General features: G+C 68.3%; 25 protein-coding genes and 1 pseudogene. 11 read left to right on the top strand and 15 right to left on the bottom strand.

What is annotated here, in order from left to right; translation table 11 throughout:
• Positions 1-11: 11 nt before the first annotated feature.
• The gene (locus CFB39_RS32550) at positions 12-2,189 is read left to right on the top strand and encodes a DUF4132 domain-containing protein (protein ID WP_089476031.1); all 2,178 of its coding nucleotides are present in this window, start codon (positions 12-14) and stop codon (positions 2,187-2,189) included.
• 26 nt (positions 2,190-2,215) lie between these two features.
• On the opposite strand, the gene CFB39_RS32545 is transcribed toward CFB39_RS32550, so the two are convergent.
• Entirely contained in the window at positions 2,216-3,127 is a 912-nt protein-coding gene (locus CFB39_RS32545; protein WP_089476030.1) for a hypothetical protein, read from the bottom strand.
• An 89-nt stretch (positions 3,128-3,216) separates the two neighbouring features.
• Complete coding sequence (locus tag CFB39_RS32540) at positions 3,217-3,540, bottom strand: TfoX/Sxy family protein (RefSeq protein ID WP_089476029.1); 324 nt, start codon at positions 3,538-3,540, stop codon at positions 3,217-3,219.
• A 290-nt stretch (positions 3,541-3,830) separates the two neighbouring features.
• Between CFB39_RS32540 and CFB39_RS32535 the strand changes: the two genes are divergently transcribed.
• Complete coding sequence (locus CFB39_RS32535; protein ID WP_089476028.1) at positions 3,831-4,397, top strand: SMI1/KNR4 family protein; 567 nt, start codon at positions 3,831-3,833, stop codon at positions 4,395-4,397.
• A gap of 92 nt (positions 4,398-4,489) precedes the next feature.
• Here CFB39_RS32535 and CFB39_RS32530 read toward each other — a convergent pair whose 3' ends face one another.
• Positions 4,490-6,223 carry a site-specific integrase gene (locus tag CFB39_RS32530; RefSeq protein ID WP_089476027.1) on the bottom strand — a complete coding sequence of 578 codons (1,734 nt, stop codon included), beginning with the start codon at positions 6,221-6,223 and terminating at the stop codon, positions 4,490-4,492.
• A 301-nt stretch (positions 6,224-6,524) separates the two neighbouring features.
• Here CFB39_RS32530 and CFB39_RS32525 point away from each other — a divergent pair, with 301 nt between their 5' ends.
• A complete protein-coding gene (locus tag CFB39_RS32525; protein WP_256991498.1) occupies positions 6,525-7,709 on the top strand; it encodes a tetratricopeptide repeat protein in 1,185 nt (394 codons plus the stop codon).
• Between the two features lie 103 nt (positions 7,710-7,812).
• Here the strand turns inward: CFB39_RS32525 and CFB39_RS32520 are convergent, their stop codons facing one another.
• A complete protein-coding gene (locus CFB39_RS32520; protein ID WP_089476025.1) occupies positions 7,813-8,004 on the bottom strand; it encodes a DUF2964 family protein in 192 nt (63 codons plus the stop codon).
• An 11-nt stretch (positions 8,005-8,015) separates the two neighbouring features.
• Positions 8,016-8,495: a universal stress protein gene (locus CFB39_RS32515; RefSeq protein ID WP_089429556.1), complete on the bottom strand. Its 480-nt coding sequence runs from the start codon at positions 8,493-8,495 to the stop codon at positions 8,016-8,018.
• Between the two features lie 295 nt (positions 8,496-8,790).
• On the opposite strand from CFB39_RS32515, the gene CFB39_RS32510 reads away from it, so the two are divergent.
• The 3 genes from CFB39_RS32510 to CFB39_RS32500 all read left to right on the top strand — a co-directional run bounded on the left by CFB39_RS32510 (position 8,791) and on the right by CFB39_RS32500 (position 11,935).
• Positions 8,791-9,552, top strand: coding sequence for a 2-keto-4-pentenoate hydratase (locus CFB39_RS32510; RefSeq protein WP_089476024.1), 762 nt, complete (start codon positions 8,791-8,793; stop codon positions 9,550-9,552).
• 54 nt (positions 9,553-9,606) lie between these two features.
• On the top strand, positions 9,607-10,380 hold the full coding sequence (locus tag CFB39_RS32505) for a GNAT family N-acetyltransferase (protein WP_179257768.1): 774 nt from the start codon (positions 9,607-9,609) through the stop codon (positions 10,378-10,380).
• 142 nt (positions 10,381-10,522) lie between these two features.
• Positions 10,523-11,935, top strand: coding sequence for a 3-deoxy-D-arabino-heptulosonate 7-phosphate synthase (locus tag CFB39_RS32500; RefSeq protein ID WP_089476022.1), 1,413 nt, complete (start codon positions 10,523-10,525; stop codon positions 11,933-11,935).
• A gap of 45 nt (positions 11,936-11,980) precedes the next feature.
• Here the strand turns inward: CFB39_RS32500 and CFB39_RS32495 are convergent, their stop codons facing one another.
• The 3 genes from CFB39_RS32495 to CFB39_RS32485 all read right to left on the bottom strand — a co-directional run bounded on the left by CFB39_RS32495 (position 11,981) and on the right by CFB39_RS32485 (position 15,070).
• Positions 11,981-13,033: an AraC family transcriptional regulator gene (locus CFB39_RS32495; protein WP_089476021.1), complete on the bottom strand. Its 1,053-nt coding sequence runs from the start codon at positions 13,031-13,033 to the stop codon at positions 11,981-11,983.
• Positions 13,034-13,181: 148 nt separating this feature from the next.
• A complete protein-coding gene (locus CFB39_RS32490; protein WP_069249419.1) occupies positions 13,182-13,517 on the bottom strand; it encodes a hypothetical protein in 336 nt (111 codons plus the stop codon).
• A gap of 32 nt (positions 13,518-13,549) precedes the next feature.
• Positions 13,550-15,070 carry a hypothetical protein gene (locus CFB39_RS32485; protein WP_089476020.1) on the bottom strand — a complete coding sequence of 507 codons (1,521 nt, stop codon included), beginning with the start codon at positions 15,068-15,070 and terminating at the stop codon, positions 13,550-13,552.
• 455 nt (positions 15,071-15,525) lie between these two features.
• On the opposite strand from CFB39_RS32485, the gene CFB39_RS32480 reads away from it, so the two are divergent.
• Both CFB39_RS32480 and CFB39_RS32475 read left to right on the top strand, forming a co-directional pair.
• On the top strand, positions 15,526-17,694 hold the full coding sequence (locus CFB39_RS32480; protein WP_089476019.1) for a hypothetical protein: 2,169 nt from the start codon (positions 15,526-15,528) through the stop codon (positions 17,692-17,694).
• 7 nt (positions 17,695-17,701) lie between these two features.
• Positions 17,702-18,418 carry a DUF3142 domain-containing protein gene (locus CFB39_RS32475; RefSeq protein ID WP_373452756.1) on the top strand — a complete coding sequence of 239 codons (717 nt, stop codon included), beginning with the start codon at positions 17,702-17,704 and terminating at the stop codon, positions 18,416-18,418.
• A 43-nt stretch (positions 18,419-18,461) separates the two neighbouring features.
• On the opposite strand, the gene CFB39_RS32470 is transcribed toward CFB39_RS32475, so the two are convergent.
• Positions 18,462-18,836: a gamma-glutamylcyclotransferase family protein gene (locus CFB39_RS32470; RefSeq protein ID WP_089476018.1), complete on the bottom strand. Its 375-nt coding sequence runs from the start codon at positions 18,834-18,836 to the stop codon at positions 18,462-18,464.
• 58 nt (positions 18,837-18,894) lie between these two features.
• Positions 18,895-19,545, bottom strand: coding sequence for a LysE family translocator (locus tag CFB39_RS32465; protein ID WP_089476017.1), 651 nt, complete (start codon positions 19,543-19,545; stop codon positions 18,895-18,897).
• A gap of 165 nt (positions 19,546-19,710) precedes the next feature.
• Between CFB39_RS32465 and CFB39_RS32460 the strand changes: the two genes are divergently transcribed.
• Complete coding sequence (locus CFB39_RS32460; protein WP_089476016.1) at positions 19,711-20,631, top strand: LysR substrate-binding domain-containing protein; 921 nt, start codon at positions 19,711-19,713, stop codon at positions 20,629-20,631.
• A gap of 141 nt (positions 20,632-20,772) precedes the next feature.
• Here CFB39_RS32460 and CFB39_RS40985 read toward each other — a convergent pair whose 3' ends face one another.
• The 3 genes and pseudogenes from CFB39_RS40985 to CFB39_RS32450 all read right to left on the bottom strand — a co-directional run bounded on the left by CFB39_RS40985 (position 20,773) and on the right by CFB39_RS32450 (position 22,597).
• Positions 20,773-20,943 carry an alpha/beta hydrolase gene (locus CFB39_RS40985; protein WP_256991535.1) on the bottom strand — a complete coding sequence of 57 codons (171 nt, stop codon included), beginning with the start codon at positions 20,941-20,943 and terminating at the stop codon, positions 20,773-20,775.
• 28 nt (positions 20,944-20,971) lie between these two features.
• A pseudogene (locus CFB39_RS40980) lies at positions 20,972-21,487 on the bottom strand (alpha/beta fold hydrolase); the annotation flags it as partial.
• A gap of 279 nt (positions 21,488-21,766) precedes the next feature.
• Positions 21,767-22,597 (bottom strand): oxidoreductase, encoded by an 831-nt coding sequence (locus CFB39_RS32450; RefSeq protein ID WP_089476015.1) that lies wholly within the window; start codon positions 22,595-22,597, stop codon positions 21,767-21,769.
• Positions 22,598-22,691: 94 nt separating this feature from the next.
• Here CFB39_RS32450 and CFB39_RS32445 point away from each other — a divergent pair, with 94 nt between their 5' ends.
• Positions 22,692-23,663 carry an AraC family transcriptional regulator gene (locus CFB39_RS32445; RefSeq protein ID WP_089476014.1) on the top strand — a complete coding sequence of 324 codons (972 nt, stop codon included), beginning with the start codon at positions 22,692-22,694 and terminating at the stop codon, positions 23,661-23,663.
• A gap of 32 nt (positions 23,664-23,695) precedes the next feature.
• Here CFB39_RS32445 and CFB39_RS32440 read toward each other — a convergent pair whose 3' ends face one another.
• Positions 23,696-24,352 (bottom strand): CoA pyrophosphatase, encoded by a 657-nt coding sequence (locus CFB39_RS32440; RefSeq protein WP_089476013.1) that lies wholly within the window; start codon positions 24,350-24,352, stop codon positions 23,696-23,698.
• Between the two features lie 246 nt (positions 24,353-24,598).
• Here CFB39_RS32440 and CFB39_RS32435 point away from each other — a divergent pair, with 246 nt between their 5' ends.
• On the top strand, positions 24,599-25,456 hold the full coding sequence (locus CFB39_RS32435; RefSeq protein ID WP_089476012.1) for a PhzF family phenazine biosynthesis protein: 858 nt from the start codon (positions 24,599-24,601) through the stop codon (positions 25,454-25,456).
• Positions 25,457-25,483: 27 nt separating this feature from the next.
• On the opposite strand, the gene CFB39_RS32430 is transcribed toward CFB39_RS32435, so the two are convergent.
• Entirely contained in the window at positions 25,484-26,647 is a 1,164-nt protein-coding gene (locus CFB39_RS32430; RefSeq protein WP_089476509.1) for an aldose epimerase family protein, read from the bottom strand.
• Positions 26,648-26,705 lie beyond the last annotated feature (58 nt).

The raw sequence follows: 26,705 nt of genomic DNA, 5'->3' as shown, positions 1-26,705 counted from the left end.
CGCCGAACATCATGACCCAATCTGTCCACCCGCCCATCGTCGGCCAGCTCATCGCGCGGCTGACCGGCACCGCCGACCACCCGCGCTTCACCGGCGCGCCGCTCGACCTGTCGACGCTCGACGCGCACGCGCTCGGCGCGGTGTGGCCCGCGCTGCGCCGCACCGAGGAATACGTCGCGCAACACGACTACGCGTACGACGATCCGCGCGCCGAGTTCGCGCGCTCGCTGCGCACCCAGATCGACGCGCTCGAGCTCGCGCCGCTCGTCGACGCCGAAGCCGCGCTCGAACTGTTCCGTGACATTCCGGCCGGCGCGTGGCGGCGCGCGTTACAGGAACTGTCGTGTCTCGACGCGCTGCCCGCGCCCGCACTGCAGGCCGAACTCGCGCGCATCCTCGGCGAACCGCAGAACGACGGCCTGCAAAGACTCTCCGTGTACGGGAAATATGCCCTGCACGCGTTCGCCGGCCGGCGCGACATCACGGCCTTGCGCGATGCGTATGCGCAGTTGAATGCCGATTCCCCGTTTCGCGTGCGCGAGCTCGACGTGCTGCCCGAACTCGGGCCGGCGGCGCTGCTCGCGCTGGCCGCGACGAACGACGGCTATTTCGCGCCGAAACGGCTGTGGTTCAACGCCGACGATCCGGCCGCCACGCTCGCGGAGGAGCCCGCTTACGTCGACTTCGCGCGCGACACGCTGACCGAAGCCGCACGGCACGTCGCCGCGATTCACGCGGGTGACGTCCCCTATCAGGCCGATCGCGCGTTCACGACCGACGACGCGCAGGTCGTCGCGCGCGCGGCGCGCGTCGCGGCCTATCGCGACGCGCCGTGGCTCCCCCCGCTGATCGGGCCGCTGCTGACCGGCGTGTGCGTCGCGCCGACCGCCGCGAAAACCGCGCCGTCGCAATCGCTTGCGATCGCGCTCGGCCACGCGGTCGAGACGATCCCGACACCCGAGAGCGTGCGTGCGCTGCGCGATGCGCTGGCCACCGTGCGCCACGCGGGCGTGCAGAAGAAGCTCGCGCGTAACCTGAAGCCCGCTGAACGCGCGCTCGGCGAACGGCCGCACACCGCGCTGCGCATGACGCTCGACGCGAAACCCGACAAGAAGCAGCTCACGATGCTCGCCACCTGCATGGAAGCGGGTTTCTGGCAGTCGATGACGCTCGGCCATGCCGAATGGCGCGAGCGCCTCGTCGATGCGCCGGCCGGCGCCGCGTTCTCGACCCGCACGATCTGGCAGGCACGCGCGCGTGACGGCGCGACGGTCTCGTTCATGCCCGATATCGCGAAGGGCGAGATCGTGCTGCGCGACGCCGCCGGCGTGGCGTGCGAACTCGACGTCGACAGCGAGATCCGGCTCTGGCATCCGCTGCTGGCCGATGCGGACGAGCGGCTCGCGTGGCAGCGCGCGATCGTCGGCCGTGTGATCCGGCAGCCCGTTCGGCAGGCGTTCCGCGAGTTCTACGTGGCGGCCGACGAAGACACCGCGACCAGTCATTCCGCGATGTTCGAAGGTCATGTCCTCGCGAGCCGCCCGCTGCTCGGCGTCGCGCGCCGCGAAGGCTGGTCGATCCGCGCGTACGACGACGGCCTGGCACGCGAGTTCGGCGACGTGCGCGCGACCTTCAGCGTCGCCGCGCGGCTCTTTCCCGGCACGGACGGCCAGGGCACGTCGGGCCGGCTGCACGTCGAACGCAGGCTCGAGCGGCGCTGGATGGCCGCGCCGATCGGCGAAATCGATCCCGTCGTGTTCTCGGAGGTGGCGCGTGCGGTCGACCTGCTCGTCAGCGTCGCCGCCTTCGCGCTCGACGATGAAGCGACGCGCGCGGCCGACACGCCGGCGGACCCGGTGCGCCAGCGCGCCGCGCGGAACGCGCGCGAGCAGCGCCTGCACCGGCTGTCCGACCTGCCGCTCGGCGCGATGGCGCGGCATCGCAAGCAGGTGCTCGCGCTCGTGTTCGCGGAGCCGATCGCGCAAGGCCGGGTGACGCTCGACGAACGCCATGTGCGCGTCGGCGCGTGGTCGGTGCATTGCGCGACCGGGCGCGTGACGCGCGACGGCGAACCCGTCGAACCTTCGATCGAACCGCCGCCGTCGCCGCTGCGCGCGGTGCCGTGGCTGCCTTATGACGAAGCGCTGCTGCAGCGGATCGTCGATGTGATCGCGGGGTTGCTCGACTGAGGCGGCGATGCGGCGGCATGCACCGCCTACCGCGCCGCCTGCTGCCGCTGCACCTCCTGCGCTTTCATCTGCAGATAGGCGCCGCGCTCGACCTCGTGCAGTTGCTGCGGATACTGCTCGGTCGCATCGAACCAGCGCGCGAGGCGCTGGTCGAGCGGCTTGTCGAGCGTCGCGAGATACGTGTCGATCGCGAGGTAGTAGCGCATCGTGTTGCGCTCCAGCAGCCCACGCACGCCGCCGACGTACTGCGGCTGCGCGGCCGATCCGCCGCTGACGGTCGTGAAGCCGACCTTATCGCTGCCGACGGTCGCGAGGTAGGTCTTCATCGCCATGCGGCCCACCGTGCCGAAGCCATACGAATACGTGAGATGCAGGAACGTGCGCGACGCGCCGACCGGCACGGCCTCCAGCGCGATCCGGTAATCCTTCGTGCCCATCGGCCCGCTGTCGGCGGTCAGGTCGACCTGGAAATAGTCGGGCGTCGCGGCCGCCACGCGATAGCGGAACTGCACGCGGTAGGTGTCCGGCAGCTTCTGCTGGATCTTGCGGCCGAGGTTCACGTCGAGCACCGGGCCGTTGCTGCCGGTCGACGCGTGGCAATACTTCGTGTTCAGGTGCAGGATCAGCACCGCGCACCAGTTCGCGGGGCCCTGGGCGGGATCGTCGAGCTGGCCGCTCACGACCGCGTACGGATAGTCGACCACCGCGTAGATGTCGCCCTTCAGCGACGACGACGCTTCCGCCGATTCGAGCACCAGCGGCCGGTGAAACGCGTTGTCCTTCAGTTGCGGGCCGAGGCTGCGGTAACGCTCGAGCAGTGTCGCCGCATCGTCCGCGCCGAACGACAGCGCGCTCCAGCCCAAGCACAGGGCCGCGACGAGCGCGTGCCGGGCGCGGCGAGCAAGGCGCGTGCCGCGCGGGTGTCCGGATGTCTTCATTCTTGTGCTCCCACCGGATGCGCGATGGTCGCGCACATGTGTCACAGAATACGCCTGGCCGCAGCGCAACATCGCATGCGAACGCGCCGTTATCGGCTCCGTTTCACCGGCACCGGCAACTGCGCGGCCGTGATCCGGATCAGCGCCGACAGCCATTCGCGATCGTCCCAGCGCTCGCCGGCGATGACGAGGTGCGGCTTCGCGGCCGGATACGGCGAACCTTCTTCGCACGTGCCCAGAAACGCGCGGCCTTCGGCCGTCGGCTTGACGAACAGCCGATCGTCGCAGACGAGCGCGACCATCTTGCCGTCGCAATAAACGCCGTATTCGCCGAACATCTTGCGCGCCGATACCGTGCCGGCCGCCGCCATCTGCTCGACGATGAAATCGACCGTGCCTTGGCTCGATGCCATCGCTGTTCCTTTGAAAAAGTTTATGACCGCGGTGGGTGGCCGACCGTTCCGCCTGATTGGCGGATGCGCTGCGGGGCATCATCCGTTGGAAAGCGGTGTGAGCATTCAGGTCACGCACGTCCCATCGCAATCGCCCGCCCCCTCCTGATATCCCTGACAGTTGCATGACGGCGCGGTGAATCGTCCAATAGCGCTTCACAAAAAATGTGCTTCGCCGACGTGCCGGGAGAGCGGCACGGGCCAGCCCACCGAATCGCGGTGCGCCCCGAAGCATCTCTGCAAGGAACCCGATGAACGTACCCTACACATCCATTGCCGGCGCAACCGTCCCCGCCGTTCGCGAATCGTGGCAACGGATCGAAGGCTGGATCGCCGCCGATCCGGCACGCCTGCCCGGCGGACTCAACGGACCGGCCCCGGAGCACGCGATCGCCGCATTGCATGCCGCGCTGGGCACGACGCTGCCGGACGACCTGCTGGAAAGCCTCCGGCTGCACGACGGACAAGCCGATCCGGACACCGTCTTCGCCGAAGGCGATGCCATGCTGAGCGCACACGAGATCGGCGCGCAATGGTCGATCTGGAACAAGCTCGTTTCCGGCGGCGACTTCGACGACATGACGTCCGACCCCGCCGCCGGCATCCGCGACGACTGGTACAACCTCAAGTGGATTCCGTTCACGCACGACGGCAGCGGCAATCATCTGTGCGTCGACCTCGATCCAGCGGAAGGCGGCACGGTCGGGCAGGTGATCCGGGTCTGGCATGACGACGAGCAGCGCGAACGCATCGCATCGAGTTTTGCGGAATGGCTCGCCCGCGTGGCGGCGGAGCGTGACGATCCGGCCGGTGATTGAACGACCCGCGACCACGGAACAACGCATGGCGGCGCGGCGCCGATTGCAACCGCGCCCCGTCTCCGGACGCGGCGCCGATCGGCAAGACGCCGTTACTTCTCGGCCGCGAACGCGCTCGACATCTGCCGCGCCCGCTTCACGTCGTCGCCATGCAGGTAAATCGACGTCGTCGAGATCGACGCATGGCGCAGGTTGTCGCGCACGGTCGTCAACTCCGCGCCACGCGCCAACGCGTGCGTCGCATGGGTATGACGCATCCAGTGCGGGCTTGCCTGCCGCAATTTCTGCGCGAGCGCGGGGTTGTCGGCATCGACCTGATCCGCCGTCTGCGCGAAGAAGCGCTGCATCACCTTCCACAGCCGCACGCTCGTGATCGCGGCCGCGCCGTCTTCCGCGAGGCTCGGGATCAGCGGCGTATCGGGCCGCCAGCGCGACGGCGTGACCGGCAGCCGGCGTGCGACCAGGAAACGGTCGAGCCCCGTGCGTGCAAGTGGCGGCAGCGCGACGCGCGCCGCCTTGCTGCCCTTGCCGATCACCTTCAGCCACGCGTCGCCGTGCGCGTCGGTCTCGATGTCGCCGAGCGTCGCGCCGACCAGCTCGCTCGCGCGCAGCCCGGTCGCATAGCCGAAATCGAGAATGAAGCGCAGCCGTTGCGCGGCGGCCGGCGTCCAGCCCGACTGCGGCGCGGCCGGCGTGCCCTTGCGGAACTCGAGCCCGTCGGCGATCGTGCGCACGAGCAGCCACTCGCCTTCGGTGAACGCATGCGACGTGTCGAGTGCGTTCGGGCCGCGCGTGTCGCGCACCTTGACGCCCGCGAACGGATTCGCGAGCAGGTAGCGCTGCTCGATCAGCCAGCGGAACAGCGCGCCGAGCACCGACAGCGTGTAGGCGGCCGAGCGCGCGGACAGCGCCCCCGAGAACGGCCGCCAGTCGGGCGCGCTGCGCGGCCGCACGGGCCCGACCCAGCGCTCGTGCGGTGTCGGGCGCCGTACGAACGCGCGATACGCGACCGCATCCTCGGTCGTCAGCGACGACAACGCGCGGCCGCGCTCGACGATCGCCCACAGGATCAGCCGCTCGGCCTCCTTCCGGTACGCCCGCCGCGTCGCGGCCGATTCGTGCAGCGACAGCCACGCGTGCACGGCCGCGTAATCGTTGTCCGCATCGAGCGTGCTGGTCGCGCGCGGCGCGCGGAAGGTGCCGGCCGAGCCGTCGACCTCGTGCGGCAGCTTCAGTTGCTCCCACGGCACGATGCTGCCGCGCGGCGTCGCCGCGATCAGCGCGCGCGCCCGTTCGGTCAGCGCCGGATGCGCGGCGAAAAACGCCTCGATGTGCCGCGCTCCGGCCATGCCGAGGCCCGCGATCGCACGCCACCACTGGCGCCGGCGCGGAATCCGCACCGTGAGATCGGCCAGCGTCGCGATCCCGTGCGCACGCAGCGCGCCGACCGCACGCGCGGGCAGCCACAGGCCGACGTCGTCACTGATCTGCGGAACCGGCGCACGCGCATGGCGCAGCAGGCCGATCGCTTCGGCGGCCGCCTTCGCTTCCTGCATACGTTCACCGTCGGCATGACCGAGCCGCTCCGCGAGATCGGGCCGGCCCACCTGCCGCGCGACGCGCACGAGGCGGCGGCGAATCCCGCCGATCACGCCGCGCGCCGAGCGCCCTTCGCCGAGCCGATCGGGCAGGTAGCGCTCGACGGCCTGGCGCACGGTCATGCCCGCGTACCACGCACGCAGCGCGGCCAGTTCGTCGGCGTCGGGAAAGCCTGCGGGCGCAGGCGCGGAATCGGAGGAAGACGGTGAGGCGAGGCGCGGTTTCATGACCGCGAGTTTGACAGAAGCGCGCGCGGCCGGATACGTCGTGCGTGAGGTGTCGGGCGTGAGGCGCGTTCACGAGCGAGACGCGCGACACGGCCTGCTATGCTCCGCACTGCATTCCTGCGTCGTCCGTCTGCCGCTTCTCCGCATCACGTTTTAACAGGCGGGTTCCGCATTGAACTGCGCTGGACGATCCGGCCATCCGAATCGGAATGCGCAGCCGGATATCAAAGGCTGCGTGGGTCGTCCAATGCAATTCCGGCCGTCGGTCAATCACACTTTTACCAACAAGAACCGCCATTTCATGACATCCCGCCTTCTCGCCGCGCTCGTTGCCGCGGCCTTGAGCTGCACCGCCCTGCCCGCCGCCTACGCACGCACCTACATCGCACCGACCGCGTCGCTCGGAAAAGGGGCTTACGTTCACCAGTTCGTGCTGCGCAACCCCGTCACGCACCAGCCGCTGCCGAATGCGCGCTACCGGCTGTTCCTGCCCGGTCAGGTCATCGCGGGGCTGCCCGTCAAGCCGGAGGAGCATGACAGCGTGATCTTCGGCACGACCGACGCGGCCGGGCGCACCGTCCGGGTCCGGCTGCCGAAGCTGCATCCGGAGCAGCAATGGGTGTTCAACCCGATCGTCGGCGACGGCGATCTCGGCGAATCGTTCCGGCTGGTCGAGCCGGGCGGCTCGGCACCGATCGGCCATTTCCCGTACGTGCTGGACGTGGAGAACGAATACCTGGCGTGCGGCTATTCGGATGCGAACGGCTACACCTACTACGCGCAATCGCGCACGCCGCGCAACGTCAATCTTTACGCCGGCACGCTCACCGGGTCGGCCGACACCGACTGGTGCGCGGGCCCGGGCCTGACCATCGCGAACAGCGCGAATGCGCCGGGCGCGCCTGACCTCTACACGCAATACCTCGGCAGCCTGGTCGCCAACCGCGACCGGATCAGCAGCGAATTGCGGCAGCAGATCGTCGCCAAGCTGCTGTCGCTCGCGATCGCCGAACGCGACGAGGGGCGCGTGGCCGCCGCGCTCGATCTCGACAGGATTCCCGACGATCGGCGGAACGACATCGGCTATCGGCTCGCCGACGCCGGCGTCGCAGTCGAGCGCGGGCTCGCGATGATCGACGCGCATCTGGCGGAATCGCCGGACGATGCGTATGCGCTCGACAGCAAGGGCTGGGCGCTGTATCGCCTCGGCCGCAACGACGAGGCGCTGATGTGGTTCGACCGCTCGATTGCGATCTTCGCGAAGAGCGGCGACACGGACAAGACCGCAAGCGAAGCCCAAGCAACCGGGCTGACGCACAAGGGCGAAGTGCTGTGGAAACTGGGCCGCCAGGATGAAGCGCGCGAGGTGTTCGCGCAAGCGCGGAAGACTCAGCCGAAGAACGACGAGCTGGCGGAAACGTTGAAGCGGCTGGCGATACGGATCGGGCAGGACGACACGAAGGCGCCGGGTACCGCCAGCGAATAAGTGGAAAAGCCGCGCGGCGGCAACTGCTGCCGGTCTTGCGGAAAGCGGGTGCCGGCTGTCTCCCGCCCGGTCGGACGCAAGCAGCCGTGCGGGCCTGCCCGCCTCACTCTTCGCCCTTCGCGCCCGGGTTGAGCATCACGACGAAGCCGGCCACGCCGACGACCAGCGCGATGGCGCCGCCGTGCAGCGCCATCGCGTTGTCGAACAGCAGCCCCGACACGACGCCCATCATCCCCGCGAGCGACACGAACACGGCGATCGCCGCGACGACGATGCGGGACTGGCGGCGAATCATCGCGCGCCGCGTCAGGCAGCCGCGGCGGTAGCCGCGACGTCGTCATCGTCGCCGCGAATCAGCAGCACCGGGCACTTCGAGCCGCGCACGAAGCGCTCCGCGACGCTCCCGAGCAGCACGCGCCGGATCCCGCGCCGCCCGTGCGTGCCGACCACCGCGAGATCGAACCCGCCTTCCTTCACGTAGCGCTGCAGGCGCTCCGCGATGTCCTCGCCGATGCTTTCGGTCTCGACGAGTTCGGCCTCGCCCTTCGCGCCGGCCAACGCGATGATCTGCTCGGCTTCGCGCAGCACCTTGCGCCCGTCGTCGCGGATCTCCTCGACCAGTGCGTGCGGATCGAAACGGCCCGCGTAAGTGAACAGCACCGACTTGTCCACCACATACACGACGCTGACGTGTGCGTCGCCTGCCAGCGCGACCTTCACTGCCTCGGCAAGCGCCTGCTTCGACGAAGCGCTGCCGTCGACGGCCACCATGATCTTCTCGTACATGCGAACCTCGCTGGGGTGAGTTGCCACGCGTCCGATCGCGCGGCCTTGTCACCATCATCGGCGGATGGCGGGTTCGAATGTTGATGGCGATCAAGGTCGACCGGAGGCCGTCCGTGCGGCAAAGCGCCGCGACGCGGCGCCGATACCGCTCGCTTGCGGCCAGGTCGCAAACCTGGCTGACACCGAAGCCGAAGCAGCGCAATCGAGCGGTCATCGTGCCGAAAGCGCTATCATCGAATGTGCGACTTTCGTCCGGCCCTTATTTGCCGGCCCACTTTCAACTCGCTCAACCGACATGACAACGACTACCGAACGCGTGGACGGCGCCGCCCAGCATCTCGTCGCCGCCCGCCATGCCGGCTCGCCCGGCCCGCTGCTGCCCGATGCGCTGCGCCCTGAGGACGTCGAGACTGCGCTCGCGATCCAGCAGCGCGTGGCCGACCTTCTCGGCGAACCCGTCGGCGGCTGGAAATGCGCGCTGCCGCCGCCCGACCGCGTGATCCTCGCGCCGATCTTCGCGTCGACGATTCGCGAGGCCGATGCGCAGTACCGCGTTGTCGGCGGCCCGATCGTGCGGATCGAGCCGGAAATCGCGTTCGTGCTCGATCGCGACCTGCCTGCACGCGAACAGCCGTACGACGAACAGGACGTGCGCGCCGCGATCCGCGAAGTGCGCATCGTGCTCGAAGTGCTCGGTTGCCGCTATGCGGAGCCCGCGCGCGCGTCGAAGTTCGAGCTGCTGGCCGACGGGCAATTCAACCAGGGGCTGTGCGTCGGCCCGGTCGTGCCCGGCGGGCTGAACGTGCCGCTCGAGACGCTGGCGCTGTCGTTCGAAGGCGCACTGAACCGCACGATCGACGGCCGCCATCCGGACGGCGATCCGCTGAAGCCGCTGGTGTGGCTCGTCAATTTCCTCTCCTCGCGCGGCGATCCCCTGCGCGCCGGGCAGATCGTGACGACCGGTTCGTACGCGGGCGCGATCGACGTGCCGCTCGGCGATGCGCTGACGGTGCGCTTCGGCGAACTCGGCAGCCTGTCGGTGACGTTGACGGCGTGATGCCTGTGGTGCGCGGGAGTGGTTGTGCCGATCGCAGCGTGGCAGCGGAGATCGATGCGTGGCGTGGTTCGCGACCGTTGTCAGGTGCGTGACTGCCCGCGCTGCCGTGACGGCAATGTCATCGCGGCCACGCATCCGAGTCCGACCCATGCCGATGCCGACAGCGATTTGCCGAGCAGCGCCATGCTGATGCCAACGCCGGAAGATCGTTCGTTTATCCTTGGACGACATGAGGTGCTGAACAAACCGCAGCAACGGACACCGAGGGCTTCAATGGATGAAACGACAGGCGCGATCAAGCGCGCCGCTAGCTACCGAGCAGCACGCGAGCAAGACGTCGACGCGCTCGTCGAACTGGTCAATGCGGCGTATCGGCCGACGACTTCTGCAGGCGGATGGACGCATGAATCGGCACTGATCGACGGCCCGCGGATCACGTCGTCGCAGCTCCGCGCGACGCTGCGGGCCCCGGACTCCATCCTGCTCGTCGCCGAGATCGACGGCAGTATCGCCGGCTGCATCGAAGTCACGAAAGACGGAAACGCGGCCTATATCGGCACCTTGGCCGTCGCGCCCTCGATGCAGGACCACGGGCTCGGAAAGGCGTTGCTGCACGAAGCTGAGCAATTCGCCGTTCGCAACTGGCGGATCGGGACGGCCGTGATGGTCGTCCTGTCGGCGCGCCGCGAACTGATCGACTTCTACTTGCGCCGCGGCTATATACGAACGGGCGAGCGGACGGGCTACCCGTTCGACGCAGGCGTCGGCAGGCCTCGAGACGAAAGCCTGACCATCGAGACGCTGGCTAGGAACATCGTGCGCACCTGATGCCGCGGGCCCTCGCATCCCGCCCCTTCGCAACGCCCTTCCCCATCTCGCAAGCCCCGGCGTGATAACGTTGCACATCATCATCGCGTCCACCACCCCCTAACCCCCGGGCACGCGCATCGCCTTCAAGCCGATACCGACCATGTCGCTGACACCGCTTCCCGCCCTGCTCGACGAAACCCTGCGCACCGTCGCGCGCCGCTACCGGCTGCCGCCGCTCGACAGCACGCTGTCGCCGGCCGACGCCGCGAACCCGGCCGCCACGCTCGCGATCGTGATCGAGGAAGCGCGCCGGATGCGAAGCGACGGACGGACGCCCGACGCGGCGCTACGGCAGCGCTTCATCGACGCCCTCGCGCGGATGATCCGCGATGCGATGGATACGCACGCCGGCGATCCCGCCTTTCAGGCGGCGGTGCTGCGGCACGATGCGCCGAGCGTGCGCGAATACGCGTCGTTGTCCGCGCACGCCGAGCAGGACCGTCGCGCGCTGCACTCGGCCGTCAACGCGATCGCGCACCCGGCCAAGCTCGAGCGCAGCGCCCGCCCCTGGCAACGCGACGGCCTCGCGCGGCTGCATGCGGCGGCCACCACCGCGTCGTGGGCCGACCTGCACGACACGCTGCTGCACCTGCTCTCCCTGCCCGACATGGCGACCGACGCCGCGTTCGAGCAGGACATCGTCAAGCTGAAAGACAGCCCCGCGCTCGAACGCATGCTGCGCGTCGCCGCACTGGCATCGGACGAGCACGTGCGTCGCTACCGGGCGCTGTGGGTGCGCCAGGGCCCGCTCGAAGGCAGCACCGTCGCCGTCGCGCAGGGCGTCGCGTCGCAGCAGCGCGGCGCGGCCGTCGAAGCGCTGGCCGCGCAGGCGCTCGACGCGCTGGCGCGCCGGCTCGACGCCGTCGACGCACGCCGCACGTACCGGGTGGTGACGTCGATGCGCGTGCCGTCATCGATTCCGGGCCGCCACGATCGCGCGAAAACCGAATGGGACGCGATCCTGCTCGAACGCCCGCGCGGCGATGACCCGGCGCCCGTGTGGAACGTGCGCTTCCTCGTCGAAGCGAAAGCGTCCGCGGATGCCGCGACGACCGATCTGCCGCGGCTGCTGCGCGGGCTGAACCTGCTCGCGCAGGCCGACCCGGACACGCTCTATGCGTTCGAGACGCACCAGGGCACGGTGCGCGTGCACGGCGCGTCGCTGCGCGCGCTGACGACCGATGAAGCGACGCTGCCACGCGAAGTGCTCTATTGCTGCGATGCGTCCGCCGACACGACGCCGCGCCTGCTGGGCGCCGCCAGCCGGATGCAGTTGCTGTCGGCACAGGCGAGCCTCGAATACGCGAGCGCGCTCGCGCAGCGGCCGGATGCCGATCCGGACGGCCTCGGTGTGGTCTGGCACGCGCTGCTGACGCTGCCGCAATGGCATGCGGTGCTGCACCAGTACCCTTCGTTGCGGCAGGTCCGCGAGCTGATGGTGGCGATCGACGACTTGCGGGCCGCGATCGACGATGTCGATGAAGGCGGTGTGGCGAGCAGCGCGTACGCGTGACGCACGACACGAACCGCCGTGCGGCGGCCGGCATGCCCCGCCCGCTCAGTTGGTGAGTACGCCGAACGGCAACGTCCATCCTGTCAGGCGGCCGCCGTCCGCCCATCGATCCTCGGCCGCATCGCATGGCAGCAGCACCGGCGCGGTCGCGCATTCGAGCGTTTCCTTCGGCGTGTGGCCGAACTCCGCCTTGAACAGCCGGTGGAAATACTTCTCGTCGGGAAAGCCGTGCGCCCACGCGATTTCCGCGATGCGCCGATGCCGGCGCTGCGGGTCGCCCAGCACGTGGTACGCATGGCGCAGCCGCCGGCGCGTGATCTGCCGCATCACGCCGCCGTCCTCCTTGAACAACTGGTAGAGCCGCGCTCTCGACACGCCGATGTCGCGGCAGATCCGGTCGGGATCGAGGTCGGGCTCCAGCAGATGCACGTCGATGTAGCGCCGGATCCGCTCGGCCAGGGCCCCGTCGATCGGGCCGCGTGCGTCGTGCAGCGCCTGCGTGGTGGGTGAAATGGCCGCGGCCAGCAGCAGCAACATCGATTGCACGATGCTCGGGATCTCGTGCGTGCGCAGAGTCGGCAGGTTGCGGAACAGCGACAGCATGTGGTCGCCGAGCAGCCGCCCCACGCCGCTCGTCAGCGTCTGGCCGTGCGCCTGTGCGGCATGGCTCGGCAGCAGGTACCTCGGCACGACCAGGCTGATCACGTCGCCGGCCTCGACCCGGCAGTCGTTGACCTGCGCGACGTCGTAGACGAACACGTCGCCGGCGCGCTTGACCAGTTCGGGCCCGCCGGTGTAGCTGGCCAGCCGGCCGCCGAGCAACAATGTGAAGCGGATCGAATCCTGGCCGTCGAGCCGGATTCGCCGTGTGGTGCGATTGACCCGATAGGCCGGTGCGCGCGACCGCCATTGCCGGCCCGACAGGATCAGCGGGCCGAGCGCCGCGCCGCTCGCTTCCGCGTCGAACGCGCCGTGGCCGCCGTCGTCATCCAGACGGTAGTCGCACAGCATGTCCTTGACCCAGACGTGGAACCGGTCCTGTTCGGGGTAGTCGATCGTGCGAAACTTGAAAACAGGGACGAATGCCGCTTGATCCATGACAGTTTTTTTATCGAGCCGACACGGGAGGATAGATCGGTTCGTCGATTATCGGACCAAATTGCGCCGGCGCAAGGCCGGCGCGGCATGTCGTCCACACAAGCGGCCGACCGGCGCCCTGCGACAGGCGCCGTCGATCTCGCGGCCATCAGCGTTGCGGATGGCATTCCCAGTTGTTGTACGTCGGCCGATCGATCGGCGTGAGCCCCGGAATCATGAACACCGTACAGCCGAAACGCCGCCCCTTGCCGGTCGTCGCGTCGTAACCCACCTTCTGGCCACCCAGCCCGTCCTTCTTCCCGTACTGCACGTTGGCGATCGTGATTTCGTCCGACGACGCGAGGCCGAGCGTCTTCGCGGTCGACGTCTGCACGTCGACCATGTTCATCTGCGTCGAACCGCACGCGGACAACACGAGGCCGGCGGCCGCCGCGCCCAGCGCGGTCCGCAAGGTGACAACGGTGCACTGCAAGACTTGCTTCATGGCTTCTCCTTCGAATGCCCGACGCGACACGATTACGAGCCCGGCGTATAAAAACTGGACTGGATCTGGCTGCCGATGTTCGCGGCAAACCCCTGCCAGACGAGCGCCATCGCCCCCGCCGCGTTGACGGCCAGCGCCGGCCACGTTCCATCCTGCGGATCCGCCGTCGACGTGCTCCATGCGCCGTTCCGGTAGCCGGCCACGAGGAGGACCGACGCGTTCGGCGTGCCCGTGTCCTCCCAGGCGACCGTCACGTTGCCGGCCGCGTCGATCACCAGCGGCGGGTACTGGAGCGCCGCCCCGTTCAGGTGTTCCGTCAGCTTCTGCAGCGGCCCCCAGTTTCCGCTGGCGTCCGACACGCTCGCCTGCAGCACCGCGCCGCCTTCCGCCCACATCGCGGCGGCCACGCCGTTTTCGTTGACGGTCAGCATCGGCGTCGGGATGAACCCCGTGGGCACCACGATCGCCGGGGCGACGGGCTGCGCGGGCTGCCATCCGGTCCCGGATACATAGCGCTGCGACATCGTGGCGGTGTACAGCTTCCCGCCCGTCACGTCGAGTTGCCCCCAGACCAGCGTGACGTTGCCCTTCGCATCCATGCCGGCGACCGGCGAGATGATCGTCGTGAACAGGCTCGAGTTCGATACGGCCTGGTTGACGTTGGTCCAGCCGTTGGTCGCGTCGTACGTGGCCGTCCACAGCGCCGATTTCGTATGGTTGGTCTGCCGCCATGCGAGCACCGCCCGGCCGGACGACAGGACCGACAGCATCGGCCGCACGTTGTCGGTGTCGCCGGTCACGGCGTCCGGGCCGCTCTGCACCGGCATCTGGACCAGCGCCGTCGGCGACCACTGCCCGGCCTGCGTATAGCGCGTCCACGCGATGCGCGTATCGAGCAGGCTGATCGACTGCGTCCACGTGACGAGTGCGTTGCCCTGGCTGTCCATGCCGGCCGAATAGGACGACCCGGCCATGTCCGGCGCCAGCGTGACCGGCGTGCCCCAGCCGCTACCCGGGCTGTACGGGCGCGCCCACAACGCGTACGTATTGGCGCCCGGCGTCCATTCGGTCCAGAACGCGACCGCCTGCCCGCTCGCATTGCCGACCAGTTTCGGCTGCACGCCGGTCAGCGTGTTCATCGCATGCGAACCGTCGCCCGTGTCGAGCCGCGTCGCGCTGCCCCAGCCCGAGCCCGCCACACGGCGCGCGCCCCACATTTCGTTGCCGTTCGTGCCGGCCGGGCCATTGGTCATCCAGGTGGCGAGCGCGTTGCCGCTCGCGTCGATGGTCACGCTGGGCTGGCCTTCCGGCCCGTTGCCGTCCACGGCGGCAGCCTTCGACCAGCCGGCCTGCGGTTGCGTCGTCCCGCCGCCGCCCGTCGGCCCGCCGTTCGAGCCGCCGTTCGAGCCGCCACCGGGCGACGTCGGGCCGGAAGGTGAACCGGGCGTGTTCGGCGACGACGACGACGCGCCGCCGTTCGTGGCGACATCGTCGCCGCCGCAGGCGGACAGCGCGAGCGCGACTGCCATGACCATCCATGTAATGGGTTTCATCGGAATCCTCTTCTTTTCGTGTGCCGGCGCACTCTCGTCTGCCGTTCGCCTCACGATGCCTCGCATCGATCGGCCTATTGATAAGCAATACTATTGAATAGGCATGGAAACCGGCGTCCGCTCGCCCTCAATCATGATCGACTCCGTCGTGCGGATCGATGCGAACGCCGCTTCCGGCAGACCGCCCCCGTCGGGCAGCGAGGACGACGACAGGTCGTCTATCGTCGGATGTCCGTCACTGCCGGCTGCATCTTAATTCAGGCGGTCCGGATTCAAGGTGGCGTTGCGTCTACAGTAAGTGGACTTCCATTTCGCCGGCCCGCATTCGATGCGGCTGCCGGCCGGCCTGCGCGCGCTCGCGGCCGAAGCGACCGGTGCGGTACGATACGCGCCGGGGCGAAACGCCTCACCTGAGAGACCCGGCCGCTGCGGCCCCATACCCGGCACAAGAAGAAATGCCTAAAAGCCCATTGCTGCACCGACACCTGTTCGCCGCGCTGGCGGCCAGCCTGTTCTGGATTCCTGTTGCCCATGCCAGCGGCGACGACGGCTGCTATGCGCCGACCACGCTCCGGCCAAACACCTACTCCTGCGCCAACGTGCCGATGCTGAGCCCCGCCAACGACACGCGCATCAACGCGATGCTGATGATGGTCGACAGCGCCAAGGTCGCGCAGGCGTTTCCGGACCCGAAGACGATCCCGGCGAAGGACCGGATCAACCAGATCATCGTGCCGTTCCCGATGGACTTCTCCGGATGGATCTATATCGGGCAGAAGGAGCCCGACAAGACCGGCAGCGCAACGGATGCCGAAGCGCCGTCGAACCAGTACGCCGACGGCGAAGGCAGCATCTGCCGCAGCATGGCCTCGGGCGCCGATGCGTTCAACGACGCACTGGGCGGTGCCGGCGGCCTCCCCGCCGACGAAGCCTCACGGCTGCGCGCGGCGCGCGCCGACATCGCGCAGAAGACCTGCGCCGCCGGCGGCGCGAGTGCCGCGTGGACCAAACCGCCGGTCAAGTCGCCGCTCGGCCAGCAGTTCGCCGCGTACCTCGACGGCACGAACGCGTTCTACCGCGCCGACTTCCTCACCGCGACCCGGGCCTTCGCGAGCGCGTCGCACAGCGCGAACCCGTGGCTGAAGGAAACCGGGCTCTACATGGCCGGGCGCGCGCAGCTGAACGCCGCGCAGGCCAACGTGTTCGACCACGACAGCCCCACGCCGACGCGCGGCCGCGTGACGAAGGTGTCGCTCGACGCCGCGAACACGGTGTTTCGCACTTACCTGAAGGTGTACCCGCAGGGGCGCTATGCGACCTCCGCAAACGGGCTGTTGCGGCGGGTCGCGTGGCTTGGCGGCAACGTCACGCAGCAGGCCGACCTGTACGGCCACGCGCTCGCGCGCTGGTCGCCGGCGACGTCGAACGTGCCGCTGATCCAGCTCGCGAACGAACTCGACAGCAAGCTGCTGTTCGGGTCGGAATTCGACGCGAGCCAGATCCAGTCACCGACCGTGCTCGCGACCGTCGACCTGCTGCGCATGCGCACGTCGGACAGCAGCGATTCGAGCCGCAAGCCGCTGACGCTGGACGACCTGCAGGCGCAGAAGCCGCGCTTCGCGAACGCGCCCGCACTGTACGACTACCTGCTCGCGACCTGGTACGTCCAGATCGGGCACAAGCCGGACGCCGCGCTCGCGTTGCTGCCGCAGACGCCCGCGGAGCCGCTCGACTACTTCGGCCTGAGCCAGCAGGCGCTGCGCGGGTTCGCGCTGGAGGATAGCGGCCAGTCCGACAAGGCCCGCCAGCTGTGGCGCGACCTGATCCCGCTCGCGACGTTCCGCTTCCAGCGCGAGGCGCTGGAACTCGCGCTCGCGATCAACCTGGAGCAGGCCGGACTCGTCAACGACGCGTTCGCCGACGATTCGCCCGTGCAGAACGCCGCGATCCGCGCCGTGCTGCTGCAACGCTCGGCCAATGCGGACCTGCTGCGCGCGCAGGCGCAAAACCAGGCGACTGGCGGCGCGCTGCGCGACACCGCGCTGTACACGCTGCTGTACAAGGAGCTCACGCGTTCGCACTACGCCGAGTTCATCGCCGATGCCGCGCTGGTGTCCGGCAAGCCGGCTGATCCGCTGAAGCCGTTCATCGCGGCCGGCGCCAGGAACGAAGACGGTTATACGTGCCCGTCCGCGCACGACATCGCCACGATGCTCCAGCAGAATCCCGCCGATGCGAAAGGGCTGAACTGTCTCGCCGATTTCGTGCGCCTGCACCCGCCCGCGCCCGGCCTCGAAAACGATCCGGTGCCACTGTGGATGCGCAACGCGTCGACGACGGCCGCCACGCGCGTTCCGCCGACGCTCGGCGCCGCGCCGTCGCAGTTCGCGGGCAAGCCGTTCGAGCGGATGTCGAGCTACATGACGGTGATGGCCGATGCGCAGGCGAACCCGAACGACCGCGCCTACGCGTACTACCGCGCGATCAAGTGCTATGCACCGGGCGGCTCCAACGAATGCGGCGGCAAGGACGTGCCGAAGAACGTGCGCAAGCGCTGGTTCGATACGCTGAAGGCCAGCTACGCGGGCAGCCCGTGGGCGCAGAAGCTTCGCTACTACTGGTAAGCGCCGCGTGACGCGCATCGCATGCCTGGCGTGCCTCGCACTGCTGCTGGCCGGACGCATCGCGCTGGCCGGCACCGTCGACGCCGCGCGGTACGACGCGTTCTGGCTGTGGGCAGGCGTGAAGCCGCAGGCGGTCGTGTACGGCGCACGTGCCGTCTACGTGCTGCAAGGGCAGATCGAGGCGTCGCCACGGGACGAGTCGCAGGTTCGCGTGATCGCGCAGGGCGTCGCGCTGCCGCCCGCGCCGCAGGCGCGCGTATGGCTCGTCTATCGCGCACATACGCTGCGCTGGACGCCACGCGTCACGCAGATCATGCTCGCGCAGCTCACGCGCTGGCGCGCGTCGGGCCGCACGATCACCGGCATCCAGATCGACTTCGATGCGCGCACGCGCCACCTGCAGGATTACCTCGAATTCCTGCGGGCGCTGCGCGACACGCTGCCCGCCGATTGCCGGCTGAGCATCACCGGGCTGCTCGACTGGAGCAGCCGCATCGATACCGACCAGGTCAACCAGCTCAGGGGGATCGTCGACGAGGTGGTCGTGCAGACCTACCAGGGCCGCCGCACGATCCCCGACTATGCGGACTACCTGCCGCGCGTCGCGCGGCTGCAGTTGCCGTTTCGCATCGGCATCATCCAGGGCGGCGAATGGGACGCGCCGCCGTACCTCGCGACGAATCCGTGGTTCCGCGGCTACGTCGTGTTCCTGCGCAACGACTAGCAGGCGAAGGCGCGACAGCAACGCGCCTGTTCGCGCGCCGGATTCAGGCCGGTCGCGGCGAAGTCGCGTCCACGTACACCCACGCGGCGACGCCCGATTCGAGCACCACGCGATCGCGGCGATACGCGTCGACTTCGTAGTCGTCCGCGTGCTGCAGTTCTGCCGGCGTGATCGCGAACACGGTGCCGGTGACACGATCACCGGACTGGCCGGTATAAGCCACCACCGGATGATGCGTCTTCCCGCTCGTCGCCACCACTTCCGGATCGTCGATCTTCAGCATCGTCATCGCGTAGCCGGGCATCGCGTCCTCGCGACCGTCGAGCTTGCGGCCGAAGGTCGCGAGCTGCACGGGTTCGAGTTGCAGCGTGCCATAGGAAAAGAGGTGTTCGGAGAAAGTCGGAGGGGTGCTGGACATGATCGAACTCGGTCAAGGAGTGGGAGCGAACGAAGCGTCTCGCAGATCGACGGCGGCCTTACGCGGCGCCCGCGATCGTGCTGCCGAGCCCGGCGAGCGCAATCACGAGCAGCGCGCCCGCCGACGACGCCGTGATCCAGCGCTGCTTGCGATGAATCAGCGGATGGTTGATCGCGGCCATGTAGCTGGTCAGGATCGTGAAATCGACCGCGATCCACAGTGCGGCCAGGATGGCCAGGCTCACGCGCGAATCCGGCGTGATGCCGACGAACTGCGGAAAGAACGCGACGAAGAACAGCAGGTCCTTCGGATTCGCGATGCCGACGAGAAAGCCGCGCACGACGCCCGGCAAGCCGCGCGCCTGCGACGCCGGTTCGCCTTCCCGCGCGTCGTTGCCGTTACGCGTGCGGCCGGCGCGCCATTCGCCGAGCAGCGTCCGGACGGCCAGCACCGCGATGAACACGCAACCGGCCACATGCAACCCGGTCAACAGACGCTCGCTGACGAGCACGACGCCGAACACCATCAGCATCGCCCCCGCGATCATCACGAGGCTCGCGGCATTCGCGCCCACCGCGGTCAGCATCCCCTGGCGGAAGCCGCGCCGCGCGACGGTGCCGACCACGAGCATGACGACCGGGCCGGGCGTCGCGATGAGCAGCACGATCGCGGCGAGATAGGCGAACAGCAGTGGGTAATGAAGTCCCATGACAAAAAGTTGTTGGGTGAATGGACGCGCGTGCCCGCCACGGTGGCATCATCGTGCTTCAGCGCACCGGATTGCACGGCTTTCTGAAGTATTGCGTACCCGGCCTGCTGTTGAAAAACGGAAAATCCTGCCGGATGACATGAGTTTTATTCCTGCTCTAAACCCATGAAGGCCAAACCGCTCCCGCCTGTCTACGCGCTGCGCGCGTTCGAAAGCGCCGCGCGCACCGGTTCGTTTACGCTGGCCGCCGAGGAGCTGAGCCTCACGCAAAGCGCGGTGAGCAAGCACGTGCGGACGCTCGAGGCGTACTTCGGGAGGAAGCTGTTCGTCCGGCACGGCCCGAAAATGACCGTGACGGCGGAAGCGCACATCTTCGCGTCGGGCCTGCGGCGCGGCTTCCGGCAGATCGAGGAAGCGTGCGTGCTGTTCCAGTCGCAACGCGACGTGCTGCGGCTCAAGGCGCCGTCCACGCTCACGATGCGCTGGCTGCTCGACGCCCTAGCCGCGTTTCGCGCCACGCGGCCCGCGTTCGAGGTGCAGATCGCGAGCGTGTGGATGGACGTCGATACCGTCGATTTCTTCAGCGAATCCTACGATTGCGCGATCCTGCTCGGCGCGGGCAAGTTCGGAGAGGCCACGCAGTGCGTGAAGCTGTTCGACGAATGGCTGATTCCGGTGTGCTCGCGGGCGACCGCGACGGTCGCACGCACGAATCCGGCGGCGTGCGAGCTGATCCATCCGTCGCCCGACCGGCGCGACTGGCGCCGCTGGCTCAAGGGCAGCGGCCATGATCTCGAGGTGGACATCACGCGCGGGCAGGTGTTCGACATGCTCGAACAGGGGATCGCGGCGGCGATTGCCGGCCACGGCATTTCGATCGGCGATCTCGCGCTGTGCGCGACGGCCATCGACGAGAAGCAGCTCGTGCTGCCGTTCAAGACCGCCGTCAATACGGGGGACGCGTACCACCTCGTGTGGCCGGACGATTCAGCCAAGGCCGCGCAGGTGCGCGAGCTGCTCGCGTTTCTGGAAAGCCGGCTGCCGCGCCTGACGTTTCCGGGCATCCGCTTCAACGGCCCGGGCTAGGGCCTGTTCACGCTAATAACGGGCCCTAAACCGCAGCGGCCGGTGATCCGGCCGCGCGGCCGGCAGCGCGACGGGCACGACTGCGCGCCGCCGGCCCGCAATGGCAGCGCAGCCCGCCGAAGCGGGCCTGCGCTCACACTGTTACGCCTGCACGAAAGCCAGCAGGTCGGCGTTGAGGACGTCCGCGTTGATCGTCAGCATCCCGTGCGAGTAGCCCGGGTACGTCTTCAGCGTGCCGTTCTTCAGCAGCTTGATCGACTTCAGCGCGGCATCCGCGATCGGCACGATCTGGTCGTCTTCGCCATGCAGCACGAGCGTCGGGACGGAGATCGACTTCAGGTCTTCCGTCTGGTCCGTTTCCGAAAAACGCCTTGATGCCTTCGTAATGCGCCTTCGCGCTGCCTTCCATCCCCTGTCGCCACCAGTTGCGGATCACGCCCTGATGCACGGTTGCACCTTCGCGGTTGAACCCGTAGAACGGGCCGCTCGGCACATCGAGGAAGAACTGCGCGCGATTGTCGGCGAGCGCCTTGCGGAAGCCGTCGAACACCTCGATCGGCAAGCCTTCCGGGTTCGATGCGGTTTTCACCATCAGCGGCGGCACCGCGCTGACCAGCACCGCCTTCGCGACGCGGCCGGCCGGCTCGCCGTGCTTCGCGACGTAGCGCGCCACTTCGCCGCCACCGGTCGAGTGGCCGATGTGCACTGCATTGCGCAGGTCGAGCGCCTCGACGACCGCGAACGCGTCCGCCGCGTAATGATCCATGTCGTGGCCGTCCGACACCTGCGCCGACCGGCCGTGGCCGCGCCGGTCGTGCGCCACCACCCGATAGCCCTTCTGGACGAAGAAGAGCATCTGCGCATCCCAGTCGTCCGCGGACAACGGCCAGCCATGATGGAAGACGATGGGCTGCGCGTCCTTCGGGCCCCAGTCCTTGTAAAAGATCTCGACGTGATCCTTCGTTGTGACGTATGGCATCGCGATGACTCCTGTGAGGTGGATGAACGGCGCACTGGCCGGCAGCCATTATCGGACAGGTTTGTTAAACGAGGATGCCAAGTTGCGAATGACCGTCGACGATGTCGACAACGCGGACGAACCCGCTACGGGCGAACGATCGTGCGGCACGGCACGTCAACCGTCCGTCGACACCGTCACGGCCTCCCACGCGCGGATTTCCGCGTCCAGCGCCGCCAGCTTGCCGCGTACCAGCCGCAGCGCGTCGCTGCCGAGCAGCAGGTGCGCGGGCGGGTGGTCCGCCGCGATCGCCGCGAGCATCGCCCGCGCGGCCTTCGCGGGATCGCCCAGCTGCTTGCCGCTCTTCTCTTCGCGCGCCTGGCGGATCGGGTCGAACAGCGCGTCGTAGTCGGCGATCGAGCGCGGCGTGCGCGCCATCGAGCGGCCGGCCCAGTCGGTGCGGAACGAACCCGGCGCCACGGCCGTCACCGCGATGCCGAACGGCGCCAGCTCCTTGCCGACGGTTTCGGTAATACCTTCCAGCGCGAACTTGCTGCCGCAGTAGTACGCGATGCCGGGCATCGTGATGTGGCCGCCCATCGACGTGATGTTCAGGATGTGGCCACGCCGCCGTTCGCGCATGTAAGGGATGACCGCCTTCATCATCGCGACCGCGCCGAACACGTTCACGTCGAACTGCCGGCGCATCTCCGCGAGCGGCGCCTCTTCCATGATCCCTTCGTGCCCGTAGCCGGCGTTGTTCACCAGGACGTCGACGGGCCCGACGTTCGCCTCGATTTCCGCCACGACGCCGTCGATGCGGTCGAAGTCGGTCACGTCGAGCACCCGCGCGAACGCCTGCGCGGACAGCGCGTCGAAATCCTGCGCCGCCTGCGCGCTTCGCACGGTGCCGACCACCGTGTAACCCGCCGCGAGGGCCTCCTGCGCGAGCGCGCGGCCAAAGCCGCTGCTGACGCCGGTAATGAGCATGAGCTTGCCGGATGCCATGTGAGCTTCTCCCGAATGTCGATTGGAGCGTGCATACTAGTCTGACGAGCCACGTCGAATAAGCCCGATTCCGCTGATTTTCTTGCACAAAACTATGAGTGCCGATCCCCGCCCCGCCCGATCCCCGACGCTGCCGCCGCGCGACCGGAAGCGCCTGGTGGCGCTGCTGCGCACGCTGGCGCCCGACGAAGGCTACAACCTGACGGCGCTGCCGAGCGTGCGCATCCTGCGTTCGAACCGCGCGCTGTCGCGCACGCCGGTGCTGTACGACCCGGGCATCGTGATCGTGTGCCAGGGATCGAAGCGCGGCTACTTCGGCGGCGAGCGCTATCTGTACGACGAGCACCACTATCTGGCGGTGTCCGTGCCCGTGCCGTTCAGCATGGAAACCGACGCCACGCCCGAACGCCCGCTGCTCGCGCTGTACCTGCACCTCGATTTCACATTGGCCGCCGAACTCGCGGCGCAGATCGACCGCGAAGGGACTGCGGAGCCCGTGCAGGCGCCCAGGAGCATGATGTCGACGCCGATGGACGAAGCGATGCAAGCATCGGTGCTGCGTTTCGTCGAGGCGATGCACCGGCCGCTCGACGCCGCGGTGCTCGGCCCGGCACTGCTGCGCGAGCTGTATTTCCGCGTGCTGACCGGCGCGCAGGGCAGCGCGATGCGCAGCGCGCTGGCGATGCGCGGGCAGTTCGGCCGGATCGGCCGGTCACTGCGCGTGATCCATGCCGATTACGCGCAGCCGCTCGACGTGCCGCAACTGGCCGACGAAGCCGGCATGAGCGTGCCGAGCTTTCACAGCCACTTCAAGGCGATCACGCAGGTGTCGCCGATGCAGTACCTGAAGTCGACACGGCTGCATCAGGCGCGCCTGCTGATGGTGCGCGAGGACCTGACGGCGGAGGCGGCCGGCTACGCGGTCGGTTATGCGAGCCCGTCGCAGTTCAGCCGCGAATTCAAGCGCCTGTTCGGCCTGACGCCGGCGAAGGAAACGCAGCGCATGCGCGACAGCTTCGCGATTCCGGAAGCCTTCGAGGATGCACAATTCGTGTCGTCGCATTGACGTGCATCGGCGTGCGATCGTCACGCATGCCGTCAACGCATGGCATCGCGGACCAGACCGGCGAGCGACCTCAGGATGAGCGCCGTCACGCCCCAGATGTCCTGCGTCTGCTCCGCCCAGTACCATGCGCCCGTGCGCTCGCCGTCCGTGTATTGCCGCAGCAGATCCGGATTCAGCAGCACGGCGAACGGAAACTCGAAGATCTCCGCGACTTCCGCGGGCGCCGCCTCCCATATCGCCGTTTCCGGCACGATGCCGACCACGGGAAAGATCGCGTGATTGCGTTTTCTGGTTTTGTGGATCGGCAAGCTGCCGGCCACGCGGACCGCGTCAGGCGCGAGGCGGATTTCCTCGAATGCCTCGCGCAAGGCGGTCGTGCCGATATCGCGGTCGGACTCGGCCGGGCGTCCGCCCGGAAAACTCACATGCGACGAGTATTCGCTGAGGTCCGACGCGCGCGTGGTCAGCAGGATCGTCGGCTCGCGCCGCGCGACGATCGGGACCAGCACCGCCGAGAATTTCCACTGCCCATCGTTGTCCGCGAGGATTTGCATCGCGGTCGGCCAGTCGGTGCCGGCAGGGATGCCGTGGCCTTCGACGCCACGGACGATCGCGTCCAGGAGCGTTTGCGGCGAGCCGGCATTCGCTTGGTCGCCGCCGGTATCCGGAGCGCTTGCGTCAGATCCCATGTCTTCCCCCTGCACGCTCGAACCTGCACGTTGCGGATAGTCGAGTGATCGAACCGAATCTCCATCGGCAAACCGGAGAAACCCGATCATGCATGAAAAACGGCCAGCCCGGATGGCGCCCTTTCATCGCATCTTGCGGGCACAATGACGCACCGCATTGCGACGCGATGTCGCCGCCGCTCTGCCGCAAGCCGCCGACAAACGTGCCCCTCGGTCCGTCGATTGCCGCACCCACACGAGATTCAAATGCCTGCCTACGCCTTCCGCCTGCTGAACGTATTCGCCGAATCGACTTTCGGCGGCAACCCGCTTTGCGTATTCGACGATGCGCGCGGCATGGACGACGTGACCATGCGGGCGCTCGCGGTGCAGTTCAACCTGTCCGAAACGACCTTCGTGCTGCCGTCGGAGCGCGCCCATGCGCGGGTTCGCATCTTCACGCCCGGTTATGAAATGGCCTTTGCGGGCCATCCGACGCTCGGCACCGCGCATGTCGTGCGCGACTTGCTGGGCGCTGGCGACGATCTCGCGCTCGAATTCAAGGCCGGCGTGGTCGACGTGAGCGCGCACGACGACGTGTGGACGTTCACCGCGCCGCACGCAGGCATGCCGAAGACGGCGCCGTGCGAATTGTCCGACGCCCGGATGGCGACCTTGCTGGGGCTCACGGAAGACGATCTGCTCACGTCGCCGATCTGGGTCGACACCGGCGCCGACCAGTTGCTGGTCGCGCTCAAGGATCCCGCCGCCGTGCGCCGCGCGCAGCCCGACAGCGCCTGCCTCGATATCTGGCCGACCAGCAGCCTCGGCCGCAAGACCGCCTACGTCTTCGCGTTCGATGCCGAGCGTCCGGGGACGGTGGTGTCGCGCTACTTCTTCGTGAAGCAAGGCAGCGTCTCGGAAGACCCGGGCACGGGGTCGGCCTGCGCGAACCTGGGCGGGTGGCTGCTTGCGATGAAGCGCGACCTGCCGGCCGCGTTTCAGGTCGAACAGGGCGACGCCGTCGGCCGACCTTGCCGGTTGCGGTTGTCGGTCAGCGCGAGCGGCGAAATCGGCGTGGGCGGCCGCGTGATCGAACTCGGGCGCGGCGTGGTCAACCTGTAGCGGAGACGATCCGGGCCGCGCCCCGGCTCATCGTGCCCCCACCCGCCACACCGTCACTTCGTGCAGCGTCTCGCCGGGCTTGAGCACCGTCGTCGGGAATGCCGGATGATTCGGCGAATCGGGAAAATGCTCGGCCTCCAGCGCGAACGCATCGGTTTGCCGATAGACCGTCCCGCCCTTGCCCGCGACGCTGCCGTTCAATCCGTTGGCCGTATAGAACTGCAGCCCCGGCTGCGTCGTGTACAACTCGAGGAAGCGCCCCGACGCCGGATCATAGGCGCGCGCGGCAAACGCCGGCGCCGGCTGGCCGCCCTGGTCGAGCACCCAGTTCTGGTCGTACCCATGCGCCGTGACGAGCTGCGGATAGGCGTCGCGCAAATGCGCGCCGATCGGCGTCAGCTGGCGCAGATCCATCGGCGTACCCGCCACGCTCGCCAGTTGCCCGGTCGGAATCGACGTCTCGTCGGTCGGCGTGAAGCGCGAGGCGGCGATCTCGATCAGTTGCCGCTCGACGCTGCCGCCCGCCTGCCCCGCCAGATTGAAATAGCTGTGGTTGGTCAGGTTGACGACCGTGTCCTTGTCGGTCGTCGCGCGATAGTCGATCCGGATCTGGTTGTCACGCGTCAGCGTGTAGGTGACGTCCGTCGTCAACGTGCCGGGAAAGCCGTTCTCGCCGTCGGGGCTCACGTAGCGCAGCGTGACGCTCGAACCGTTCGCGTCGCTGTGCGTACCGGTGACCGTCCATACCTTCGCGTCGAAACTGCCGGGGCCGCCATGCAGCGTGTTCGGCCCGTCGTTGACCGGCAGCGTCCACGTCCGGCCATCGAGCGGGAACCGCCCGCCGGCAATGCGGTTCGCATACCGGCCGATCAGTGCGCCGAAATGGACGTTGCCGTTGTGCGCTTCATAGTCGTGCAGCGAATCGAAGCCGAGCACGATGTCGGCAACGTGGCCGGTTCGATCCGGCACGTCGAGCGCGGTCACGATAGCGCCGTACGTGATGACTTTCAGCGTCACGCCGCGCTGGTTCGCCAGCGTGTACTGGCTCACCCGCTGCCCGGCCGCGGTCGTTCCGTCATCCGCGCGGCTGATCGAGACATCGGGCGCCGCCGATGCGAGGTCTGCGTACAGCGCGAGCGCCCCGACCGCCCAGATCGCGAGCAGCGGGAAGCGCGGCCAGATTCGTTTCATGGCAACCTCCGATACGGTGCAATCCGTGCGCGTGCGCAAGCGGCATGCCTGCTCGCGG

The sequence above is a fragment of the Burkholderia sp. AU6039 genome (assembly GCF_002223365.1).
In the GTDB taxonomy this organism is placed as follows: Bacteria; Pseudomonadota; Gammaproteobacteria; order Burkholderiales; family Burkholderiaceae; genus Burkholderia.
This window is presented reverse-complemented; position numbering and strand designations above follow the sequence as displayed.

Bases quoted from the DNA above. Each gene is read 5' to 3' on its own strand.
- CFB39_RS32550 (WP_089476031.1), top strand. From the start codon at position 12: ATGACCCAATCTGTCCACCCGCCCATCGTCGGCCAGCTCATCGCGCGG.
- CFB39_RS32545 (WP_089476030.1), bottom strand. From the start codon at position 3,127: ATGAAGACATCCGGACACCCGCGCGGCACGCGCCTTGCTCGCCGCGCC.
- CFB39_RS32540 (WP_089476029.1), bottom strand. From the start codon at position 3,540: ATGGCATCGAGCCAAGGCACGGTCGATTTCATCGTCGAGCAGATGGCG.
- CFB39_RS32535 (WP_089476028.1), top strand. From the start codon at position 3,831: ATGAACGTACCCTACACATCCATTGCCGGCGCAACCGTCCCCGCCGTT.
- CFB39_RS32530 (WP_089476027.1), bottom strand. From the start codon at position 6,223: ATGAAACCGCGCCTCGCCTCACCGTCTTCCTCCGATTCCGCGCCTGCG.
- CFB39_RS32525 (WP_256991498.1), top strand. From the start codon at position 6,525: ATGACATCCCGCCTTCTCGCCGCGCTCGTTGCCGCGGCCTTGAGCTGC.
- CFB39_RS32520 (WP_089476025.1), bottom strand. From the start codon at position 8,004: ATGATTCGCCGCCAGTCCCGCATCGTCGTCGCGGCGATCGCCGTGTTC.
- CFB39_RS32515 (WP_089429556.1), bottom strand. From the start codon at position 8,495: ATGTACGAGAAGATCATGGTGGCCGTCGACGGCAGCGCTTCGTCGAAG.
- CFB39_RS32510 (WP_089476024.1), top strand. From the start codon at position 8,791: ATGACAACGACTACCGAACGCGTGGACGGCGCCGCCCAGCATCTCGTC.
- CFB39_RS32505 (WP_179257768.1), top strand. From the start codon at position 9,607: ATGCGTGGCGTGGTTCGCGACCGTTGTCAGGTGCGTGACTGCCCGCGC.
- CFB39_RS32500 (WP_089476022.1), top strand. From the start codon at position 10,523: ATGTCGCTGACACCGCTTCCCGCCCTGCTCGACGAAACCCTGCGCACC.
- CFB39_RS32495 (WP_089476021.1), bottom strand. From the start codon at position 13,033: ATGGATCAAGCGGCATTCGTCCCTGTTTTCAAGTTTCGCACGATCGAC.
- CFB39_RS32490 (WP_069249419.1), bottom strand. From the start codon at position 13,517: ATGAAGCAAGTCTTGCAGTGCACCGTTGTCACCTTGCGGACCGCGCTG.
- CFB39_RS32485 (WP_089476020.1), bottom strand. From the start codon at position 15,070: ATGAAACCCATTACATGGATGGTCATGGCAGTCGCGCTCGCGCTGTCC.
- CFB39_RS32480 (WP_089476019.1), top strand. From the start codon at position 15,526: ATGCCTAAAAGCCCATTGCTGCACCGACACCTGTTCGCCGCGCTGGCG.
- CFB39_RS32470 (WP_089476018.1), bottom strand. From the start codon at position 18,836: ATGTCCAGCACCCCTCCGACTTTCTCCGAACACCTCTTTTCCTATGGC.
- CFB39_RS32465 (WP_089476017.1), bottom strand. From the start codon at position 19,545: ATGGGACTTCATTACCCACTGCTGTTCGCCTATCTCGCCGCGATCGTG.
- CFB39_RS32460 (WP_089476016.1), top strand. From the start codon at position 19,711: ATGAAGGCCAAACCGCTCCCGCCTGTCTACGCGCTGCGCGCGTTCGAA.
- CFB39_RS32450 (WP_089476015.1), bottom strand. From the start codon at position 22,597: ATGGCATCCGGCAAGCTCATGCTCATTACCGGCGTCAGCAGCGGCTTT.
- CFB39_RS32445 (WP_089476014.1), top strand. From the start codon at position 22,692: ATGAGTGCCGATCCCCGCCCCGCCCGATCCCCGACGCTGCCGCCGCGC.
- CFB39_RS32440 (WP_089476013.1), bottom strand. From the start codon at position 24,352: ATGGGATCTGACGCAAGCGCTCCGGATACCGGCGGCGACCAAGCGAAT.
- CFB39_RS32435 (WP_089476012.1), top strand. From the start codon at position 24,599: ATGCCTGCCTACGCCTTCCGCCTGCTGAACGTATTCGCCGAATCGACT.
- CFB39_RS32430 (WP_089476509.1), bottom strand. From the start codon at position 26,647: ATGAAACGAATCTGGCCGCGCTTCCCGCTGCTCGCGATCTGGGCGGTC.